The organism is Streptomyces sp. PR69 (assembly GCF_026420845.1).
In the GTDB taxonomy this organism is placed as follows: domain Bacteria; phylum Actinomycetota; class Actinomycetes; order Streptomycetales; family Streptomycetaceae; genus Streptomyces.
Window position 1 is genome coordinate 109343 of the sequence record NZ_JAOWCB010000013.1, and the last position, 20473, is coordinate 129815.

At 71.9% G+C, this 20473-nt stretch carries 15 protein-coding genes; 5 read left to right on the forward strand and 10 right to left on the reverse strand.

Annotated elements, in window-relative coordinates; all coding sequences use genetic code 11:
* Nucleotides 1-47 precede the first annotated feature (47 nt).
* The 7 genes from OF819_RS15270 to OF819_RS15300 all read right to left on the reverse strand — a co-directional run bounded on the left by OF819_RS15270 (nt 48) and on the right by OF819_RS15300 (nt 10164).
* Nucleotides 48-1424 carry an SGNH/GDSL hydrolase family protein gene (locus OF819_RS15270; RefSeq protein WP_267244059.1) on the reverse strand — a complete coding sequence of 459 codons (1377 nt, stop codon included), beginning with the start codon at nt 1422-1424 and terminating at the stop codon, nt 48-50.
* Nucleotides 1421-2137, reverse strand: a complete 717-nt coding sequence (locus OF819_RS15275) for an SAM-dependent methyltransferase (protein WP_267244060.1) — start codon at nt 2135-2137, stop codon at nt 1421-1423. Before OF819_RS15275 ends, OF819_RS15270 begins: the two co-directional genes overlap by 4 nt.
* A 169-nt stretch (nt 2138-2306) precedes the next feature.
* Nucleotides 2307-3992, reverse strand: a complete 1686-nt coding sequence (locus tag OF819_RS15280) for a WD40 repeat domain-containing protein (protein WP_267244061.1) — start codon at nt 3990-3992, stop codon at nt 2307-2309.
* Complete coding sequence (locus OF819_RS15285; RefSeq protein WP_267244062.1) at nt 3989-4654, reverse strand: GTP cyclohydrolase II; 666 nt, start codon at nt 4652-4654, stop codon at nt 3989-3991. The genes OF819_RS15280 and OF819_RS15285 overlap by 4 nt, the downstream gene beginning before the upstream one ends.
* 256 nt (nt 4655-4910) lie before the next feature.
* A complete protein-coding gene (locus tag OF819_RS15290; protein WP_267244063.1) occupies nt 4911-5900 on the reverse strand; it encodes an adhesin in 990 nt (329 codons plus the stop codon).
* Between the two features lie 152 nt (nt 5901-6052).
* Nucleotides 6053-7858, reverse strand: coding sequence for an MFS transporter (locus OF819_RS15295; protein WP_416370541.1), 1806 nt, complete (start codon nt 7856-7858; stop codon nt 6053-6055).
* 167 nt (nt 7859-8025) lie between these two features.
* Entirely contained in the window at nt 8026-10164 is a 2139-nt protein-coding gene (locus OF819_RS15300) for a D-alanyl-D-alanine carboxypeptidase (protein ID WP_267244064.1), read from the reverse strand.
* Between the two features lie 221 nt (nt 10165-10385).
* Here OF819_RS15300 and OF819_RS15305 point away from each other — a divergent pair, with 221 nt between their 5' ends.
* The 3 genes from OF819_RS15305 (at nt 10386) to OF819_RS15315 (ending at nt 12741) form a co-directional block, all read left to right on the forward strand.
* A complete protein-coding gene (locus OF819_RS15305) occupies nt 10386-11102 on the forward strand; it encodes a GOLPH3/VPS74 family protein (RefSeq protein ID WP_267244065.1) in 717 nt (238 codons plus the stop codon).
* 343 nt (nt 11103-11445) lie between these two features.
* Nucleotides 11446-12303: a helix-turn-helix domain-containing protein gene (locus tag OF819_RS15310; RefSeq protein ID WP_267244066.1), complete on the forward strand. Its 858-nt coding sequence runs from the start codon at nt 11446-11448 to the stop codon at nt 12301-12303.
* Between the two features lie 228 nt (nt 12304-12531).
* Nucleotides 12532-12741 carry a DUF397 domain-containing protein gene (locus OF819_RS15315; protein WP_267244067.1) on the forward strand — a complete coding sequence of 70 codons (210 nt, stop codon included), beginning with the start codon at nt 12532-12534 and terminating at the stop codon, nt 12739-12741.
* 136 nt (nt 12742-12877) lie between these two features.
* Here OF819_RS15315 and OF819_RS15320 read toward each other — a convergent pair whose 3' ends face one another.
* Nucleotides 12878-13726: a hypothetical protein gene (locus tag OF819_RS15320; protein WP_267244068.1), complete on the reverse strand. Its 849-nt coding sequence runs from the start codon at nt 13724-13726 to the stop codon at nt 12878-12880.
* Between the two features lie 85 nt (nt 13727-13811).
* Between OF819_RS15320 and OF819_RS15325 the strand changes: the two genes are divergently transcribed.
* Nucleotides 13812-14606 carry an SDR family oxidoreductase gene (locus OF819_RS15325; RefSeq protein WP_267244069.1) on the forward strand — a complete coding sequence of 265 codons (795 nt, stop codon included), beginning with the start codon at nt 13812-13814 and terminating at the stop codon, nt 14604-14606.
* Nucleotides 14607-14684: 78 nt separating this feature from the next.
* Complete coding sequence (locus OF819_RS15330; RefSeq protein WP_267244070.1) at nt 14685-16364, forward strand: serine/threonine-protein kinase; 1680 nt, start codon at nt 14685-14687, stop codon at nt 16362-16364.
* 1 nt (nt 16365) lies between these two features.
* On the opposite strand, the gene OF819_RS15335 is transcribed toward OF819_RS15330, so the two are convergent.
* Both OF819_RS15335 and OF819_RS15340 read right to left on the reverse strand, forming a co-directional pair.
* A complete protein-coding gene (locus tag OF819_RS15335) occupies nt 16366-17481 on the reverse strand; it encodes an ADP-ribosylglycohydrolase family protein (RefSeq protein ID WP_267244071.1) in 1116 nt (371 codons plus the stop codon).
* A 339-nt stretch (nt 17482-17820) separates the two neighbouring features.
* Nucleotides 17821-20436 (reverse strand): bifunctional FO biosynthesis protein CofGH, encoded by a 2616-nt coding sequence (locus OF819_RS15340; RefSeq protein ID WP_267244072.1) that lies wholly within the window; start codon nt 20434-20436, stop codon nt 17821-17823.
* Nucleotides 20437-20473 lie beyond the last annotated feature (37 nt).

Below are 20473 nucleotides of genomic sequence, written 5' to 3' on the forward strand. Positions count from 1 at the left end.
GCGCGAAGTGCCGGGCCCGTGCGCCTCGGCGGACAGCGGGGTGCGGGTCACGGGTGCCTCCGATCGGACGTCGGGACGGGTTCGCCGGCCGGCGCGTCCGAGGGGACGGCCGCGGTCAACGGGACAGCCGCGGCCAGGGCCCGGTAGCCGGCGTCGTTCAGATGGATGTGGTCGCCGCCGTCGTACTCCGGGCGGACCCGCGAGGGTGCGGCGGGGTCGCGGACGGCCGCGTCGAAGTCGACGACGGCGTCGAAGTCGGCGCTGGCGCGCAGCGCGTCGTTCAGCTCGGCACGCTCCCGTTCGGCGTCCGCGCTCCACAGCGGCGAGCCCTCGAACGGGGTCAGGGTGGCCACGACCACCCGGATGCCCCGCTCGCGCAGCCTGCCGGCCATGGCGCGCAGGCCCCGCAGCACCTCGCCGGCCGTGGCGCGGGGCTCTATCTGCAGATCGTTGACGCCCTCGTAGAGCACGGCCGTGCGCACCCCGGACTGGCTGAGGACATCCCGTTCGAGCCTGCTGAGCGCGCTGTCGCCGCGCTGGGGCCGGTCGGTCTCTGTGCCGTCGCGCAGTACGCGGTTGCCGCCGATGCCCTTGTTGAGCACGCCGGTTCCGCGGGTCGCGGGGTCCGCGGCCAGACGGCGGGCCAGTGCGTCGGTCCAGCGGGCGTTTGCGTCGAGGGTGGAGCCGACGCCGTCGGTCTGCGAGTCGCCGAGGGCGACGACCGTGCCGCGCAGGCCCTGTCCGCGCACATCCACACCGGTGAGGAAGAACCAGGAGGTCTCGGTCCGGGTGAAGGCCGCCGCGCCCTCCGCCGCCGCGTGGTCGCCGGGCTCGGAGACATACGAGCGCTGCTGTGCGAGCCAGTGCCAGGTGGCGGGCCCGGTCGGCCGCGGCAGATACAGGCTGACGACCAGATCCGCGTCCGCGGGCACATCGAATTCCACGGGGTCGGTGACCGTCTCGGCGCCCGCGGCGAGCGTCGTGCCCGCCATGCCGCCGAAGGCGACCTGACGGACGCTGCCGGGTTCGGCGGCGCCGGGCGAGCCGGGCCGGGACAGGGCGACGGCCGCCCGGCCGATGCGGAGCGGTTGGACGCCGTACGCGTTGGAGAGCCGCAGCCGCAGCTCGTCGCCGCCGACGGAGGTGTGCACGATCATCCGGACGGTCCGGTTGTCCAGACCTTCCTGGGAGATGCCGTCGGGGGCGGCGGGAGCCGGTGCGGCGCCCCATGTGCCGTACCAGGGAGCGGGGGCGGGGGCGGTCCCTGTGGCGGGGGCGGGCTCCGCGACGGCGCGTGCGGGCTGGGCGAGGGCGGGCTGGGCGAGGAGCAGGCCGCCCGCGGCGGCGAGGCCGAGCGCGGACGCGGCCAGTCTCCGGGCCGCCTTGCAAAGGCGTGCCCGCGGGGAGCGCGGTCCGGCGCTCATCGGGCCGCCCCCTGGCCCTGGGCTGTGCCGCGGCGGGCGCGGTAGACGCCCACCAGATAGGCGAGCCCCGCGGCGTCCCGCGGCACCCGGTGTGCGGTGAGGGCCTCGAAACCGTGCGCGGTGACCAGGGAGTTCAGCTCATCGGCGGTGAATTCGCGGTACAGGCGCTCGCCGCCGTTGGTGTAGAGGCGTCCGGCGGGCCCGGCGGCCTCGAAGACGGACACCGTGAACACGCCATCAGGGCGCAGCAGTTCATGCACGCGCCGCAGATAGCGGGCGTAGCCGTCCGGATGCTGGTGGTGTAGACAGCCGTTGTCCAGGACGGCGTCGTACGCCCCGTCTTCCGTCAGCTCACTCGCCGCGACGGCGAGAAACCGGGCGCGGCCCGGATGACGCCCGCTGATGGCCGTCCACTCGGGAGCGGCGACGAGGTCGATGCCGGTGACGCGGCAGCCGGCGTCCAGAAGGATTCCGGCGTCGCGGCCGCGGCCGGTTCCCACGTCCAGGATGTGGGCGTCCGCGACGCCGTCGAGCGCCTTCAGGAGCAGTCGGGGCGCCTCCCGCATGGCCTGCTCGCCGGTCCATACGTCGCGCCCGTCGGCATAGTGCCGCTGGAAGTCGGAGCGGATGACGGCTTCGTAGGCCGCCTCGTCGACCTTCGGCTCCACGGCGGGGACAATGGTGTATTCGCTGGCTATTCGGTGGGATTCCATGGAGTGCTGCAGTCCTGCCTGTCGTGTCGGGGTGCGACCCGGTCGTTCCGGGGCGCGACGGCGGCCGGGGCGGGGACGCGGAGCCGGAGACGCGGCCGGCGGGCGCCGGAGGGCGTGACGGCACGCCCGGCGGCGGAAGGGGTGCGCCGCCGGGCGCTGCGGACCGCGCTCAGCCGCCGATCCGGTAGACCTCGCCGTCGTAGGAGGAGGCGGCGAACAGCTTGCGCTCCGGGTCGTACGCCAGCGCGGAGATGCCGGCCGTGGTGGGCCGCTCGACCGTGGTCCAGGCCCTCTCGGCACGGTCGTAGACCGCGACTTTGCCGTTGTAGCTTCCGGTGGCGACGAGCCGTCCGTCCCCGGACGCCGCGACGCACTTGACGGAGTGGGTGTGCGGTGTGTTCAGCACCTCGGCGCGCCGCTCCGGGCTCCAGAGCCTGAGCTTCAGATCGCGGCTGACGCTGGCGAACCAGCCGTCGCCGAGCCCGGCGCAGCCGTTGGCGATCCGGTCGTGTGCGTCCTCGACCGTGGCGACCTTGGTCAGATCGGAGATCCGGTACCAGGTGGCGGAGGCGTCAGCGGCCACGGAGAAGAGGAGATCGCCGGAGACCGCGACGCCCTTGACGGCGTTGCCATGCAGATCGAGGTCGCCGAGGTGCACAGCCCCGCCGCCGTCGAGCCGCATCAGCAGCCCTTCGCCGGTGTACGCGCCCACGACCGCGTACTGCTCGCCGTCCCGCTCGAAGGCGGCCGCGCAGTTGAGGGGCGAGCGGTGCTGGTGCAGTTCGCGGCCGGTCAGCGCGTCGAAGACCTTGCCGAGCTGGCCGCCGGTGAGCACGAGCGGCCCCAGCGGGGTGAGGAAGTTGCACAGGCTGCCGGTCGCGGCCACCTGCTTCCCGTCGCGGTGCACCAGGCCCGAGTCTCCGACGGTGAGGGTGGCGCCGGACGCCTCGGGCAGCACGGCGTTGACGCCGGGGGTGGCCGGCACAGCAGAGGAGTCCCAGGTCCGCGCCTCGTAGTCATACGTCCGGTACGTCGCGCCGAAGGTGGCGTACACCAGACGCGAACCGCCGGCGAACGCACAGGAGCGCGGCCAGACGTCGGCGGGCAGGGCCGTGGTGTCCCGCAGTTCGGGGACGCCGGACGCCACATTCCACAGCCGCATCGTGCGGTCGTAGCTCAGGCTCACCAGCAGGCCGCGGGCGTCGTCGAGGACGAGCCGCTTGATCCCCGCCTCGTGGGCGGAGACCAGATTCCGGCCGGACGGCCCGACGACGATGATCTGGCCCTCGTCGTTGCCCGCGAAGATGGTTCCGTCACAGGAGATGGCGACGGTGTCGGTCTCCACGCCGTCCATGTCGAGGTCGTCGATCATCCCGCCGGACGCCAGGGACCAGCGCTTGATGGTGCCGTCGTCGCTGGAGGAGATCAGCTCGTCGGCGTCCCGCGCCCATTCGACCGAGATGACGTCGGCGGTGTGCCCGGTGAAGGTGGCGAGCAGCCGGCCCGTGAAGTCGTACACCCTCACCCGGTGGTCGCGGGAGGCGGTCGCGACCAGGTCGCGGGTCGGATGGAAGACCGACATCTCCACATCGTCCTCCTGCCCCGCGAAGACGGCGACCAGGCGCAGGTCTGGCACGGACCACAGGCGGGCGGTGTAGTCGCTGGAGGAGGTCAGCAGATGCCTGCCGTCCGGCGAGAACTGGACCTGGTTGGCGAGGTGGTCATGGAAGGAGCGGGACACCGCCCGCCCGGAGCGCTGCTCCCAGCAGATGACCTGGTTGTCGTAGCCGGCGGTGGCGACGTACGCGTCCCGCCAGGCCGCGATGCCGCTGATGGGGCCCTTGTGCTGGATCATATGAGCTCCTCCACGAGTTCGATGGTGTGCCCGCCGTGGACGGCCTTGGCATGCAGGTACTTCGCGTTGCGGCTGTTCTGGAAGATGCCGGTCGGCACGGCTTCGTCGATGACGATGCCGTGGGAACTCAACTGCGCCGCCTTGTCCGGGTTGTTGGTGTGCAGCCGGATGCGGGGCCGGCCCAGGGCCCGGAGGATCTGCGCGGCAGCGCCGTAGTCGCGCAGATCGTCCGGGAAGTTGAGCTTGCGGTTGGCCGCGAAGGTGTCCAGCCCCTCGTCCTGGAGCCGGTACGCGTCGAGCTTGTTGTAGAGGCCGATGCCCCGGCCCTCCTGGCGGAGGTAGAGCAGGATGCCGCCCTCAGCCGCGAGCAGTTGCAGCGACTCGGCGAGCTGGGGTCCGCAGTCGCAGCGAGCGGACCCGAAGACATCGCCGGTCAGACACTCCGAATGCAGCCGCACCAGCGGAACCGTCGCGATGGGCTCAAAGGCCAGCGCAATGTGCTCCTGCGCGTCGCCGAGCCCGTGAAACGTCACCATCTTGGCCGTGTGCCAGGATCCGTCGGCCAGATGCACCGGCACTTCCACCACGGCCCTGATCTCCGCCGACTCCGCAACGGAATCGGTCCCGTCCTCTGGGTACTTGCCCTTGCCCGAGTGCAGCATTGGGGTGTGTTCCTCCCGTTGAGACAGTGCGCAGCACCGTTTCGGCACAGCGCCGCGCCGGCCTCAACAGTTCCAGCAGTGATCCATCCGCCACAGCACGGACGGACCGGTATCGGCACCGAACTGTTTTGCGGAACCCACCGAAATCCGGAGATCTCGGTTCGGTCCCCGGACGCCGTCCCATGCGGACGGCCGCGCCCCCGAGCCGGGACGCGGCCGTCTTCATCGCTCACTGTGCGGCCGCCCGCGCCGCTCGCTATGCGGCCGTGCAGTCCGCGCGCATCTGGGCCGCCGCGTGGTGGGCGCCGGTGCGGTCGTCCGAGCCCCAGTCGACGCCGCGGTCGACCAACTGGACGGTCACCTGGCGGCCGGTGACCGGCACCCTGGCGACGATCACGCCGCTGCCGCGCACTTCGGTCTGGTCGATCCGGAAGGACTTGACGGCGCTGCGGGGGTCGTCGGGGTCGGCCAGGACGTGGTACGTGGTGGGCTGGCCCGCCACGTCCTGGGGGCGGCGGGGGTTGGGGACGGTGACGGCGATCGAGCAGTGGGTGTGGCCGCTGCCGACATACCAGGTCCAGGTCGCCGTGTTCCCGTAGTCGCGCGTCGCGCTGCCCGACATGGGGACGGCGGTGAACCGGCCGTCACAGCCGTCGCCCCGGTGGCCGCCCGCGGGGACCGTGTACCAGCCGTCGTCGCCGTCGGCATAGCGGCCGTGCTCGCGGTAGTGGCCGCCGCCCGTGCAGCCGGGGCCCGCCCAGGCGGAGTACGAAGACCGGGGGACGGACGGCGAGGGGGGCGGCGGGGGCGGGGCCTTCGAGGGCGACGCGGGCGCGGGCGGTCTGGGCGCCGGGGTCGGAGCCGGGTCCGGGCCCGGACGCCCGCCCGGGCTGCGGCTCGGGGACGGCGAGGGCTCAGGCAGTGCGGTGGGGAGTATCCGCTGCGGAGCGCCTCCGCGACCGCCCGGACCCGGCGGCTCGCCGCCCGCCGCGCCCGCCGCCGACGCCGTCGGCTCTTCCTCGCCCCCGTAGAGGACGGACACCGACAGGACCAGGGCGCAGGCCGTCACCAGGACCCCCGCGACGACCAGCGTCTTCCCCGCCCTCGACAGCAGGGAGAAGCGCCCCGCCAGCGTCTCCTTGGCGATCCACCCACCGCCGCCCGGCGTCCGGCCGCCCAACTCACACTCCGGGCAGCGCATCCCCGGCAGCGCGCATCCGCCGCCGTCGCATCGTCCGCAAGCCATGTCGCACCCGTACCAGTAGACCCCGACCGACTGCCCAGTATGCGGGCGGCTCCACTATGCATCAGCGGGGCCCGACGAGGTAGAGCGGATGCGGAGTTGTCCCGGCGGGGCGCTGGGCGGCGTCCGGTGGGAGAGACCCACCGGACACCCGCTTAGCGGAGTTCGTCCGGGCACGGCGTGCCACGCGGTATCTGGTACGGCGACGCCAGCCGGTAGACCCCCGGCTCGGGGGCGAGCAACTCGGTCCACTCGTCCCCCACCTCGTCCTCCTCCGCCTTCAGCAGACACCCGTGCAGATTGACGTACTCCTTCGGCCCGCCCTCCCGCTCCCGCGACTCCCGCGTCTCCTGCGGCGGTTCGACGCCCTTGCCGTGCTCGTCGACCAGGCTCAGCCACGGCGAGTAGGGGACGCGGATCAGCAGCCGACCCGCGCTTTGCACCGTGATCCGCAGCTCGCCCGCGCCCGCGTGGTCCACCGTGGCCGGCGGGTCGGCCAGCGGTCTGGGGTCCTCGACCGCGAACAGCTGCCAGTTGGCGTCGCTCCAGATCTTCTTCAGATACGGCTGCCCGGCGCTGACCAGCTCCGCCTCCCGCTCCGCCCCGCTGGAGTCGGGCGCGCCCTTGGGCAGCACCACATAGTGCACCGCCCAGCGGTTCAGCCAGGCGCGGTAGTCGGCGGAGGTGAGGGGCTTGTCCTTGTCGTAGAAGAGGGGATTGCGCTCCATGTCGGCCTGCCGGTTCCAGCCGCGGGCGAGATTGACGTACGGCGCGAGCGCGGACGCCTCGCGGTGGCTGCTGGCGGGCACGACCTCGACCCGGCCGCGTTCGGCCTGCACCTTCTGCAGCTGGTGGACCAGCGGCGCGACCTCGCGGTTCCAGGACGCGGCAGGGGCCGTGCGCACCATGTCGTCGACGCCCTTGAAGCCGATCCAGACGTTCAGAGCGGCGAAGGCGATGACGAGGGCGTACCACTTGCGGGAGCGCGGCACGGCGTACGGCAGCGCCGCCAGCAGCACCACGCCGGCGAACAGCATCGCGAGCCGGGTCACGTTCGAGCCGATCTGGGAGTCGATCGCCCAGGTCAGCAGAGTGCCGAAGGCGTAGACGGCCGCGCCCGCGCGCACCGTGCGCCATTCGGCGGGCACGAGCAGGACGATGAGGACGCCGAAGAGGACGGGCAGCGAGGCGGTCCCCAGCGACATCGGCTGGGTGCCGGAGAAGGGGAACAGCCAGGCGGACAGGGCCACCACCGCGACCGGGGCGAGGCCGATGGCGTATGCGCCGGGGCGGCGCTTGTTCAGGAACAGCGCGGCCGCGACGACACCGAGGAAGAGCCCGGCGACCGGACTGGCCGCGGTGGCGAGACCGGCGAAGACCGCCGCCGTACCCGCCTTGGCCCAGCGCCTGCGCCGCCAGCGGTACGGCCAGCAGAAGAACGCGGCGACGGCGGCGAGCGCGAACATCAGGCCGAGACCGAACGTCACCCGGCCCGACAGGGCGTTGCAGAAGAAGGCGAAAACTCCGGCGAGCGAGCAGGCCACCGGGTTGCGCACGGCCCGCTCGCGCCCGCGCAGCCGCACCAGGATCAGCGCGGTCAGGGCCGCGGAGACGGTCCCGGCGGCCATCATGGTGGTCCGGACGCCGAGGACGGACATGACGTACGGCGAGACGACGCTGTACGAGACCGGGTGCATCCCGCCGTACCAGGCGAGGTTGTACGCGGAGTCGGGGTGGCGGCCGGCGAACTCCGCCCACGCGTCCTGGGCCGCGATGTCACCGCCGCTGTTGGCGAGGAAGACGTACCACAGCAGATGGACGAGGGCCGCGACCGCCGCCGTCAGGGCGACGGGGTGGCGGGCGAGCCTCTCGCGCAGCCCCGGCGGCCGCCGCCCGTCGGCCGGGCGGGCGGGCGCGGGGGCCGCGGTGGATATTCGCGGGCCCTCGTCAACGCTGGTCAATTGCGGCTCTCCCCGGATCGCCGGTCGCGGTGGTCACTTCGAAGACGCCTGTGCGACATCTGTGAGTTGCCTTGAGTGGTTTCGAGCGGCTTCGGACGCCCCGGCGGGCCGGGACGTCCGAAGCGGCGGGCGGTGCCATTTCAGCGGTGGCGGCTCTGGCTGCGGCCTCAGCCGAGACGGGTGAGCTTGGCGCCGAGACCCGGTTCCGCCAGGTCCCGCTGGAGCTCCACCGGCACACTGGCCTTCCCGGTTCCCGACCCGACGGAGAGCTCGCCGACCTCCGTGCCCGCCGGGGCGGAGCCGGGGATGCCCTTGCCGCCGTGGACGAGGTCGAGCTCCGTCTGCAGACCGGGCCAGCCGACAGCCTTGAGGTCCTCGGCGGCCACCACCGGCGTACGGCCGCCCAGCCCGTCGTCCACATAGCCGACGACCTCGCCCTTCTTGACGAGGGTCTCGGACGTCACGCCCTTCTGGGCGGCCTTGATGAGGGCGATGCTGTAGTCGATGGCCAGCTCCAGCTTCTGCTTGAGCTGCGCGGCCTTCTGGGTGCCCATCGTCACGCCGAGGATGCGGCGCTTCTCGCCGTCGACCTCGGTGTAGGCGGCCCAGAGCAGATTGCCGCCGGCCGGGGTGGACGAGCCGGTCTTGATGCCGTGGACGCCCGGCTGGAGGAGCGCCCTGTCGGCGCTGTTGTAGATCTTCCCGTCGATGCCCGGCACCTCAAGGATCGTCATGTCCACGATCTCTCGGAGCACATCGAACTCCATGACCGCCTCGGCCAGCTTGAGCTGGTCCTGAGGCGTCGAGACCGTCGACTTCTTGAAGCCGCTGGGGTCCGTGTAGACGGAGTCCTTCATCCCGAGGTCCTTGGCGGCGTCGTTCATCTTCTTGATGAACGCCTCCTCCGACCCGGCGTCCCAGCGCGCCAGCAGCCGCGCCACATTGTTCGCGGAGGGGATCATCAGCAGCTGGAGCAGCTGCTTCTGGGTGTACTTCTGCCCCTTCTTGACGGCGGCCCGCGACTCGTCGACATTGTCGGCCTCGTCCTCGGCCTGCTGGTCGATCTCGATCTCCGGGCCCGTCTCATCGCCGGTGATCGGGTGGTCCCTGAGGATCACATAGGCCGTCATCGTCTTGGTGACGCTGGCGAGCGGCGCGGGCTTCTGCGCCCCGTACGTCCCGATGCGGCCGACGCCCTCGACCTCCACCGCGCCCTGGCCCTCGTCCGGCCACGGCATGTCGAGCTGACCGCCCGCGAAGGTGTGCTCACGGTCGGCGGAGAGACCGAGGGCGGGCTCGGGGAGCGGCCGTACGAGCTGTACGACCGCAAACACGATCAGCAGCAACAGCACCAGCGGGGACCAGATCTTGATCCGGCGGGCGAAGGTGCGCAGCGGGGTCGGGGCCGGCGGCGGGGTGTTCGTCAGCTCGGCGAGCAGGTCGAGCGGGGGGCGGGGCGGCAGGGGCTGCTGCTTGGTCCGCTCGGGCTCCGTGAGCGAGGCGGGGGCGGTGGGGGCGGCGGGCTTGCTCGCTGGCGCGGCCGCCTCCGGCCCGGCAGCAGGCTCGTCCGGCGCCGCGGGCTTGTCTGCGGGCTCGTCTGCGGGCTTGTCGGGCTTGTCTGCGGGCTTGTCTGCGGGCTTGCTCGCGGGGGCGGCCGTCTCCCGCAGCGGAACGAATCTGCTCGCCCTGCCGACGGCGGGCGCCGGTCCGGCTTCCCGGTCCGGCCCGGCCGCGGGCTTCGGCTCAGGCGTCGGCGCGGGCTTCGCGTCCGGCTTCGGTGTGGCCGGGGGCATCGTGAGCGCGGCAGTGGGCTGGTCCACGGCCGGCGCGCGGGGCGCCTTGAAGACGGCGGTGGGCTGGTCCTTGGGCGGATCCGTGGGCTGGCCCTTGTTTGCTTCCGCAGACACGGGCTTGTCGGCTACCGACTTTCCGTCGACCGCCTTGTCGTCGGCGGCATCCTCGGGCTCCACCGGAGCGGAGCCTTCCCCGCCGTCCTCGCCGACCCCCTTGTCGCCGTCCTCGCCCGAGACCCAGGCCGCCACGGCGGCCCGCAGCCGCTCGTCGTTCCCGCCCGTCTTCCCGTCCGTCTTCCCGTCCGCGGCCGGTTCCTCCGACGCTCCGGCCGCATCACGCTCATCGGCTTCGTCCGGCGTCTCGCGGCAGACGGCAAGACGCGGGTCACGTGCGGCGTCCCGCTCCGGGGCGCGCTCCGGGCGCTCCGGGCCACGCTCCGGGCGGCGCTCGCCTGACGCCGTCTCCCCCGACGGCTTGTGCTGCTCCGACTTGTCGGGGGACTCGCCCGCCACCGTGCCTCCTCAATGAGTCATGCATAAGTCATACGCAGTCGTCATACGCCCTGTGCGATGCGTATGTCCGAACCATCTCTCAGTGTCCTGTGTGAGCACATGGCTCCCGTGCCAAGACGAGAACGACATACCTGCCGGTTCCCGTACGAACCACCCAGGCACTCTCGACAGACCAATGTGAGAGGCGTCACCCTGTCATTCATCCACGCGGGGAGGCATGGATGGGCAGGAGCCGCAGAACACTTCCGGAAGAGCTTCTGCTGCTCGCTCTGGACCCGGCCACGGGCACCACAGCGCAGCCGCAGTCGCTCGACCTCGGTCTCGCCGGGGCGCAGCTAGTAGAGCTGGCCTTGGCGGGACGGATAGCCCCTGACGGGGATCGTATCGCCGTGGTGATGCCACGGCCGACAGGAGATCCGACCCTGGACTCCGCACTGGAGCTGTTGCGCAGGCGCGGCAGTCCGGTCCGGGCGGTCCACTGGATCGGCGGGCCCCGGCTGGGGCTGCGCCAGGTGTACCTCTCGCATCTGGAGCGCTGCGGCATGGTGCATGCCGTGGAGGGCCAGATGTGCGGAGTGCTGCCGACGACTCGCTATCAGGCGACCGACACGGCGATCAGCCGGGACATCAGAGCCCGGCTCGACAGCGCGATCCGCACCGGTGTGCCGCCGGACCCGCGGACCGCGGCGCTCGCCGCGCTGGCGCACGCGGTCGGCCTCGGCAAGCATTTGTACCCGGGGAACGAAGGGCGTTCCTCAAGGTCCCGTCTGCGGGATCTCATCAGGCACGACCCGATGGGCGGCCTCGTGGCGCACGCCGTGATGGACGTCCAGAACGGCGTGCCGGCCCAGCCGCGCCGGGCGGGCCCCGGCCGTCAGCCGGCAGGCGTGCCCGTCCAGCCGCGCCGCCGGGGCATGGCCCGCGTCGCGGCGCACTAGCACCGCACACCGCACACCGCGCAACACCGCACCACATGCACAACGCAGCACCGCATGACAACGCAGCGCCACAGCACAACACCGCACCGCAACACGACAGCGCACCGCAGCACCACGCGCACCAGGCGCCCCCGCGCGAGATCGCGCACGGGTGCGAACGCCGCGCCGACGTCCCCATGACCCGGTACGGGAGCCGCAAAACGCGCGGGGCAGCACGCTCGCTGCCCCGCGCGTCGGCGTGTCTATGGATGTGTCTGGCCATTTAGCAGCGCGGACGCGACCATTGGTGGCAATCTGCTGAGCACTAGATACGCACAGCTACGCAGCCGGAGGTGCAGTCCCCGTGGCGTCCAACGTCAACCCCACCGTCAGGAGACGCCGATTGGGTCAGGAGCTGCGTCGGCTCCGGGAACTCAAAGGCATGACGGCAGAGGAGGTGGCGGAGCGCCTGCTCGTCTCCCAGTCCAAGATCAGCCGCCTCGAGAACGGCCGCCGCTCCATCAGTCAGCGCGACGTCCGCGACCTGTGCGGAGTGTACGAGGTCGAAGATCACCGGATCGTCGACTCGCTGATGCAGATGGCCAAGGATTCCCGCCAGCAGGGCTGGTGGCATGCCTTCGGCGACATCCCGTACAGCGTGTACATCGGCCTGGAGACCGACGCGGCGAGTCTTCGCGTGTACGAACCCCAGATCATGCCCGGCCTGCTCCAGACCCGTGAGTACGCCGAGGCGCTGATCACCGGCGCGATGCCGGAGAGCGGCCCCAGCGACATCGAGAAGCGCGTCAACGTCCGGATGCGCCGCCAGGAGCGGGTCAAGGAACCCGAGCATCCGCTGCGGCTGTGGGCCGTCGTCGACGAGGCGGCGCTGCGCCGTGTCGTGGGCGATAAGCGGATGATGCGCGAGCAGCTCGAATATCTTGTGGAGATGTCCCAGCAGCCGCATGTCACGGTGCAGGTGCTGCCCTTTGACATGGGCGCCCACCCGGGCATCAACGGCCAGTACGCGATCCTGGAGTTCCCGGACGCGTCAGACTCCAGCGTCGTCTATATCGAGGGTGTCACCAGCGACCTGTATCTGGAGAAGCCCAACGACGTGCAGAAGTACACGGTGATGTACGAGCATCTGCGCGCCCAGGCGCTGAATGTGGACCAGTCACGGCAGTTCATCGCCGACACGGCCAAGGAGTACGCCCGCTGACGGCGCGCCCGGGCCGCCGCGCCGCCAGCGGAAACGGTCACCCAAGTGACAGTGGTGGCGAGGGGGGCCGCACGGTACACCCCCGCCACCACTGGACGGAAGACCACGCCGGTATATGCCATCCGGTCGAGTGAACGCATGTCCCACGCACAGCCCCCGTCAAGTAGCTTCGATCACGCCAGCAAGAACGTTGGCGCGAACACATCTGCTGCCGAAGGGGAGTTAGACATGGCAATCATTCAGGGTGCCACGGACACCTGGACGAAGTCCTCGTACTCCGGCGGGAACGGCGCGTGCGTCGAGGTCAAGTCACCGCTGACGCAGGCCCTCCTGGTCCGCGACTCCAAGGTGCCGGCCGGCCCGTCGATCACCTTCGTCCCCGACGCGTGGAGCGCGTTCGTCAACGAGGTGGGACAGGGCGCGTTCGACCTCGGCTGAGCCTTGCGCCGAGGAGAGCGCAAACACTCAGCAGTGACACGTACGACAGAAACACGACAGGGGCCCTCTCGACTGGTTCGCCGTCCCGGCCGAGGGGGCTCGGCCGTGCCGCCCCCGCTCTGTCGCTCACCGTCGCTCACCGCAGCTCATCCACATAGCGGTCGGTTCCGGGGACCGTGGGGATGAAGGGAGCCACCAGCTCCATCCGTCCGAGCCCCGTGTCCGCGACCGCCGTCTCCAGCCCCGCATCCGGCGAGAAGCAAGCCTCCCAGCACTCCCTCGGATCCGCCTCAAGAAACCAGAGCAGGGTGAGTCGGGTGTCCACCCCCTCCACCTGCTTCACATAGCTCATCCGGTCCCCCGGCAGCGGCGTCGGCCGGAAGACCGTCACCATGGCTGCGGGCGAGCCCGCCAGCCGGCGGGGCAGCTCCCTCGCCCGCAGCCACTCCAGCAGCTCCGCCCGCTGCCCGGGCCCCTCGGCGTCCAGCACCTCGACGACCAGACCCGCGTACGGATGGTCCAGCGCATGACAGTCCCGCGGACCGGCGGCGCCGTCGCGGTAGACCGTCGCCGCATGGTCCTGGAACGACGTGAAGACATGGGTGCGGTCCCGGTAGACCCGTCCGTCGCGGTTCAGCCGCTTGTTGATGGCGACCGTCCACGTCATATGGTCGTCATAGCGCCCGTCGGTGATCCAGTACACGGAGAGATAGCAGCCCGCGGTGACCGGCTGCGCGACCGCGGACTTCTCCGGGCGGCGCAGCAGCTGCAGCTCCCTGGTGGCAACCCAGCGCCGCCCCGCGTACATCCACGGCATGGCCATCGCGCCCGCGTAGTAATGGTCGTCCTCGTACCAGCGGTTGTACGCGTACTCATGGCCGGGATGCGGCTCGACCATCGTGATCAGCGCATGGCCGGGACGGACCCCGTACGGACCCACCGCCGCCAGCTCCGCGTACACCGCACTGCGCGTGTCCTCGCCCATGGCCGCCTCTCCCCTTCCGTCCTCGGCTGCGGAGACCTACTCTGACGGCCCGTCAGGTGATTGGCCAGACAGCGGAGGCGTCCGGATGACGGCAGAACTGCTGCTCCAGGGGAAGACCGTGATCGTCTCCGGCGTCGGACCGGGCCTCGGCCATCGGGTCGCCGCCGCCGTCGTACGCGACGGAGGCAATGCGGTACTGGGCGCACGCACCCACGCCACCCTCGCCAAGACCGCCGGACAGATCGACCCGGACGGCCGCCACAGCGCCTTCCGCACCGCCGACATCACCGACGAGACCCAGTGCGAGGCACTGGCCGCACTCGCCGTGGAGCGCTTCGGCCGAATCGACGCGGTGGTGCATGTGGCCGCCTGGGACAGTTCCTTCGGCGGCCTGGAAGACGCCGACTTCGCCGTCTGGCAGCAGGTGATCGACGTCAATCTGCTGGGCGCCCTGCGGATGACGCGGGCCTGTCTGCCCGCGCTGAAACAGCGCGGCGGCTCCGTCGTCATCATCGGCGCCCAGTCCGCCGTCGCCGCCCCCTCCCAGGTCAGACAGACGGCATACGCGGCCTCCAAAGGGGCTCTCACCTCCGCCATGTACTCCCTGGCACGCGAACTGGGCCCGCACCGGATACGGGTGAACACCGTGCTGCCTGGCTGGATGTGGGGCCCGCCCGTCCAGGCGTACGTACGCCTCACCGCGCACACCGAGGGTGTGCCGGAATCCGAGGTGCTCGGACGCCTCACCGAGCGGACGGCCCTTCCGGAGCTGGCCTCCGACGCCGACGTCGCAGAAGCCGCGGCCTTCCTCGCCTCCGACCGGGCGCGGTCCATCACGGGCCAGTCGCTGCTGGTCAACGCGGGTGAAGTGATGCGCTGACCAAGAATCTCCCGACCGCGGATCTATACTCCACATGCTCGACCGACATGGGGGGCACTGGGGAAGCGCGGGGGAAGCATGGCGGAGCAGACGGGGGCGGTGTCGTTTCTCGATGTCGTGGGCGCCCTGGACATAGGGGGGCTGGCCGTGATCGGGGCGGCGCTGGTGCTGCGCCTCGCGTCGCTGCCGCTGCTGTCGCGCGCTCAGGAGTGGACCCGTCGAAGGGCGTTGGCGGTCCCGGGCGCGGACGCGACGCCGCGAGGGATTCCGGCGGTCGTCTTCGGAGAGGCTGCCGTGTGGCTCCTCGGCGGCGCCGGCCTGTGGCTCCTCATGGCCTCGGACGCCCTCCTCGGCTTCGACCTCCTCATACAGCCGGTCGCGTCGCCGGATGTGCTCCCCCTGTCCGTCGCGTTGGGCATCCCCATCGCGGAGGCGCACACGCAGTTCCTCATCGCGGCGGCCCCGGCCCTGGTCCTCTGGCCGCTGCTGTACCTCCTGACCCAGCGCAACCTGCTGACCGGCGGTGTGCCCGCGAGGGCGGGAGCATCGTCCCCGACGGGACTCCGACTGGCCGGCCTGTTCGCGCTGCGTGTTGTGCTGGCGGCGTTTCTGCCGGTCGGACTGGTCCTGGCCGCCCTGCTGTTCGAGGCCGTCGCCGCCATCACCAGCTGGCGGCTCCGGTCCGCCGACGGCCGGCGACACTCCGCGGGCGGCTCCCTGCCGCCCGCCGCCCCCGCGCAGCCGGTCCCGGCAGCCGCACCGCAGATGCCGCCGGTTCCCTCCTTTCCACCCGCACAGGCGGTCGCCTACGTGCCGACGCAGGCCGATCCAGGCGCCGCGCCGCAGGTCGCCCACCGGCCACTCCACCCGAACGAGCCCCGGACGATCGGCGGCTACCAGCTCCTCGGCCGGATCGGGGCCGGCGGCATGGGCACGGTGTACCTCGCGCGGCGCGAGGGGGCGGCGACACAGGTGGCGCTGAAGACCATCAACCCCGAGCTCCTGGACCACGCCGAGCTGTTGCGCCGGTTCGAGCGCGAGGCGGAGGTGCTCGCCCTGGTCTCCGGCGCCTACACCGCCCGGGTGCTCGACGCCGGGGTGGACGCGGGACGGCCGTACCTGGTCATGGAGTTGCTGGACGGGCGGCCCCTCGATGCCCATCTGCACGAGAAGGGGCCGATCCGCACGCCCGAGGCGCTGCGGTCCCTGGCCCTGGCGCTTGCCGTGGCCCTGTCCGGGGTGCATCGGCTCGGCTTGGTCCACCGGGACCTCAAGCCCGCCAACATCATGCTGACCACGGCCGGGCCGCGCCTGCTCGACTTCGGCATCGCGGCGATCGTGGACGGCACCCGGCTCACTCGCACCGGCGGCGGACCGGGGACCCTGACGTATATGGCGCCGGAGCAGTTCGGCGAGGAGCGTATCGGCCCCGCCGCCGACGTATGGGCATGGGCGTGCTGCGTGGTGTGCGCGGCGCACGGCGACAGTCCGTTCACGGCGACCAGTACGGGAGCGGTGATCCGCCGGATCGTGGAGACCGGCCCCGAGCCGGCCTCGCTGGAGGCGGTGCGGGCACTCGACCCGGCTCTCGCGGCCGCGGTCGGGCAGGCGCTGGCCATCGATCCGGAGGGGCGGCCGGCGGATGGCGCGGCCCTGGTGAGTCTGCTGACAGCCCATCATGGGCCGACCCCCACGCTGGCGGATGCGAACTCCGTCCGGGAACAGATCACCCACGGCTGGCGCACACTGGCGCTCTGATTCACGCACGCGGGTAGCGGGCCAGCCAGCCGGGGGCGCTGAGTGCCGGGCCGTGCAGCGCCGGCCCCTGGGTCATCTCCATCGCGAAGTCGTCCGCCAGCTCCAGCAGGGTGCCGCGGCCCTCAAGTTCGGCGAGCCAGGCGGGGGGCAGCGCGGTCTCGCCATGGAGCGCGCCGAGCAGGGAGCCGCACAGGGTGCCTGTGGTGTGTGAGGGGCCGCTGTGGTTGACGGCGAGGCGCAGGCCGTGGCGGACGTCCTCGCCGACGAGGGCGCAGTAGACGGCGATGGCCAGCGCGTCCTCCGCGTGGTGGCCCTCGCCGAGGGCGGCGACCCGGGACGGGCCCGGAATGCCCTGCCGTACCGCGCCCAGCGCGTGTCTGAGCGCGTCCGTGACCGGCTGGTGGCCGGGGCGGGCGGCGAGCTGCGCGAGTGCGCGCTGCACCGAGCCGTCAAGGGACTCGCCGCGGGCCAGCCCGTGCACGATGACCGCGAACGCGCCCGCCGAGAGATACGCCGTGGGGTGCCCGTGCGTCTGCGCCGCGCACTCCACCGCGAGCTGGCACACCAGCTGCGGCTCCCAGCCCACCAGCAGCCCGAACGGCGCGGAGCGGACCAGCGCCCCCGCGCCGCGGGCCGTCGGGTTCTTGGGCGACTCCAGAGTGCCCATCGTCTCGTCGCCGAGGCCCGTCAGACAGTCCCGGGACGGGTCGCGGCGGCTGTAGAGCCACTCCTCGCGGGCCAGCCAGCCGTTGTCCTTGCGGCGTTCGTCCGGCCCCCAGTCGCGCTGGGTCGCCGCCCACCGCAGATAGGCGCGGTGGACGTCGGAGGGCGGGTGCCAGGCGCCGGTGTCCCGGCGCACCTGGGCGCGGATCAGCCCGTCGACGGTGAACAGCGTCATCTGCGTGGCGGCGGTGACCGCCCCGCGACGGCCGTACACGGATACGTAATCCCCGACGCCGTCCGGCCCGTGGGCGGCCCGGATCTCCTCCAGGCCGAGGTCGGCCACCCCCGCGCCGAGCGCGTCGCCGATGACGCCGCCCAGCAGCGCGCCGCGCACCCGGGCGCGGAAGTCCTGCTGTTCGACGCGTCCCCATACGGCTGTCGCTGCTGCGCTCACGGCGTCCCTCCCCGGACGTCGACCGTCGACCGCGCGCCGGGGGGCCGGGGGCCGGGGCCGGCCAGCGGTCGAACGTATGCCTGGCGCAGCACTGTAATCGACCGTGGTGCTGACCGGTGCGGATGCCTGGGCGGTAACTGGGGGCTCCGCCCCCAGACCCCCTGTACGGCCTTCGGCCGTGTCCTCAAACTCCCCCAGACTCCGTCCGGGAGGTGCCCCCAACGGGCTGGATTTGGCTGCGCCAAATCCCAGCCCCGCCGGCGCTTGAGGCGCAAGGACCCGCACAACCCAGCCCCGCCGGCGATTGAGGCGCGGGGGCCGGGGGCGGGGCCCCAGGGGTCAGGTCGGCAGGACCGGCAGCAGCCGCGGCAGATGCCCGTCCGACGCCTCCGCCGCCCGCACGCGCTCCTCGGGGACCCCCCCGTACAGGGTCGTCCGGGGACGCACCGGGCGGCCGGCCGACTCCGCGATGGCGGTCAGGTCCCGGATGGAGCGGTACGACCCGTAGCTGGAGCCCGCCATCCGGGAGATGGTCTCCTCCATCAGGGTGCCGCCCAGGTCGTTCGCGCCGGAGCGGAGCATCTCGGCCGCGCCATCCGCGCCCAGTTTCACCCAGCTCGTCTGGATATTGGTGATGTGCGGGTGGAGCAGCAGCCGGGCCATGGCCGTCACCGCGCGGTTGTCGCGGACGGTCGGGCCGGGGCGGGCGATGCCCGCGAGATAGACGGGCGCGTTGGTGTGGATGAAGGGGAGGGTGACGAACTCGGTGAATCCGCCGGTCTCCTGCTGGATGCGCGCCAGGGTGCGCAGATGGCCCAGCCAGTGGCGCGGCTGGTCCACATGTCCGTACATCATCGTGGAGCTGGAGCGGATGCCGAGCTGATGCGCGGTGCGGATCACCTCGATCCAGGTGGCGGCGGGCAGTTTGCCCTTGGTGAGGATCCAGCGGACCTCGTCGTCGAGGATCTCGGCGGCCGTGCCGGGGATGGAGTCCAGACCGGCCTCCTTGGCGGCGGTCAGCCAGTCGCGGATGGACATCCCGGTGCGGGTCGCGCCGTTGACGACCTCCATCGGGGAGAAGGCGTGCACATGCATGCCGGGGACGCGCTTCTTGACGGCGCGGGCGATGTCGAAGTAGGCGGTGCCCGGCAGGTCGGGGTGGATGCCGCCCTGCATGCACACCTCGACCGCGCCGACGTCCCAGGCCTGCTGTGCGCGGTCGGCGATCTGCTCCAGCGACAGCGTGTAGGCGTCGGCGTCGGTGCGCCGCTGGGCGAAGGCGCAGAAGCGGCAGCCGGTGTAGCAGACGTTGGTGAAGTTGATGTTGCGGGTGACGATATAGGTGACGTGCTCGCCCGCCACGTCCCGGCGGAGTTCGTCGGCGATCCGGGCCAGGGCGTCAAGCGCCGGTCCTTCGGCGTGCAGCAGCGCGAGGGCCGCGTCGTCGTCGAGCTTCGCCGGGTCGTCGGCGGCCTGTGAGAGGGCCGCGCGCACATCGGCGTCGATGCGCTGCGGGGCCATGCCGGGCACGGCGGCCTCGCGCAGCGCCTCCCAGTCCCCGTACACCTCGTCGAAGTCGTCCCGCCGGTCGCCGGTGCGGCCCTCCGTGTCGATGGTGCGGTGCAGATCGGTGCGGCCTGTTCCCGACCCGGTCGCGGTGAACGTCTCGTCCGGCTCCTGCCAGGGCAGGCCCCGTACGACGGCGTCCTCGCGCGCCAGCCCGGTCTCCGGGTCGGCGAGCGCCTCGACGTGCGGCCGCAGCCGCGGGTCGAGCCAGGGCTCTCCGCGCCGTACGAACTCCGGGTATACGCAGAGACGTTCCCGCAGGGTGAAGCCCGCTTCCGCGGAGCGCCGCGCGAGGACGTCGATCTGCGGCCAGGGCCGCTCGGGGTTGACATGGTCGGGGGTGAGCGGCGAGACGCCGCCCCAGTCGTCGATTCCGGCGTCGATGAGCCGCCCGTACTCCCCGTCCACCAGATTGGGCGGGGCCTGGAGGCAGCCGGAGGGGCCCATGATGTGCCGGGCGACGGCGACGGCGGCGACCAGGTCGTCCAGTTCGGCGTCCGGCATCCCGCGCATCGCCGTGTCCGGTTTGGCGCGGAAGTTCTGAATGATCAGCTCCTGGATGCCGTGGTACGCGCGGGAGACGCGGCGCAGCGCGAACAGCGACTCGGCCCGCTCCTCATAGGTCTCCCCGATGCCGATGAGCAGCCCGCTGGTGAACGGCACCGATGAGCGCCCGGCGTCGTCCAGCACCCGCAGCCGGACGGCAGGCTCCTTGTCGGGTGAGCCGTGGTGCGGGCCGCCGGGCTCGCTCCACAGCCGCCGCGCCGTGGTCTCCAGCATCATGCCCATCGACGGGGCCACCGGCTTCAGCCTCTGGAAGTCGGTCCAGCTCATGACGCCGGGGTTGAGGTGCGGCAGCAGCCCGGTCTCCTCCAGGATGCGGATCGCGATGGCGCGGACATAGGCGAGGGTGTCGTCGTAGCCGTGCGCGTCGAGCCACTCCCGGGCCTCGGGCCAGCGGTCCTCCGGTTTGTCGCCCAGGGTGATCAGGGCTTCCTTGCAGCCCAGTTCGGCGCCGCGCCGGGCGATGTCCAGCACCTCGTCCGGGGACATAAACATGCCGTGTCCCGCGCGCCGCAGTTTGCCGGGGACGGTGACGAAGGTGCAGTAGTGGCACTTGTCCCGGCACAGCCGGGTGAGCGGGATGAACACGCTCTTGGAGTACGTGATGACGCCGGGTCTGCCCGCGGCCTCAAGCCCCGAGTCCCGCACCCGCGCGGCCGAGGCGCACAGGTCGTCGAGGTCCTCGCCGCGCGCCTGAAGCAGCACGGCGGCTTCGGCGGCATCGAGCGCCACGCCCTCTCTGGCGCGCTTGAGGGCCCTGCGCATGGCGTTGGAGGTGGGACGTCCTGGCTCGCTGCGCGACGCATTCGCGGCACTCGTGGTCATGCGTCCGAGCATACGAGCGAACCCACCGCGGGCCGAG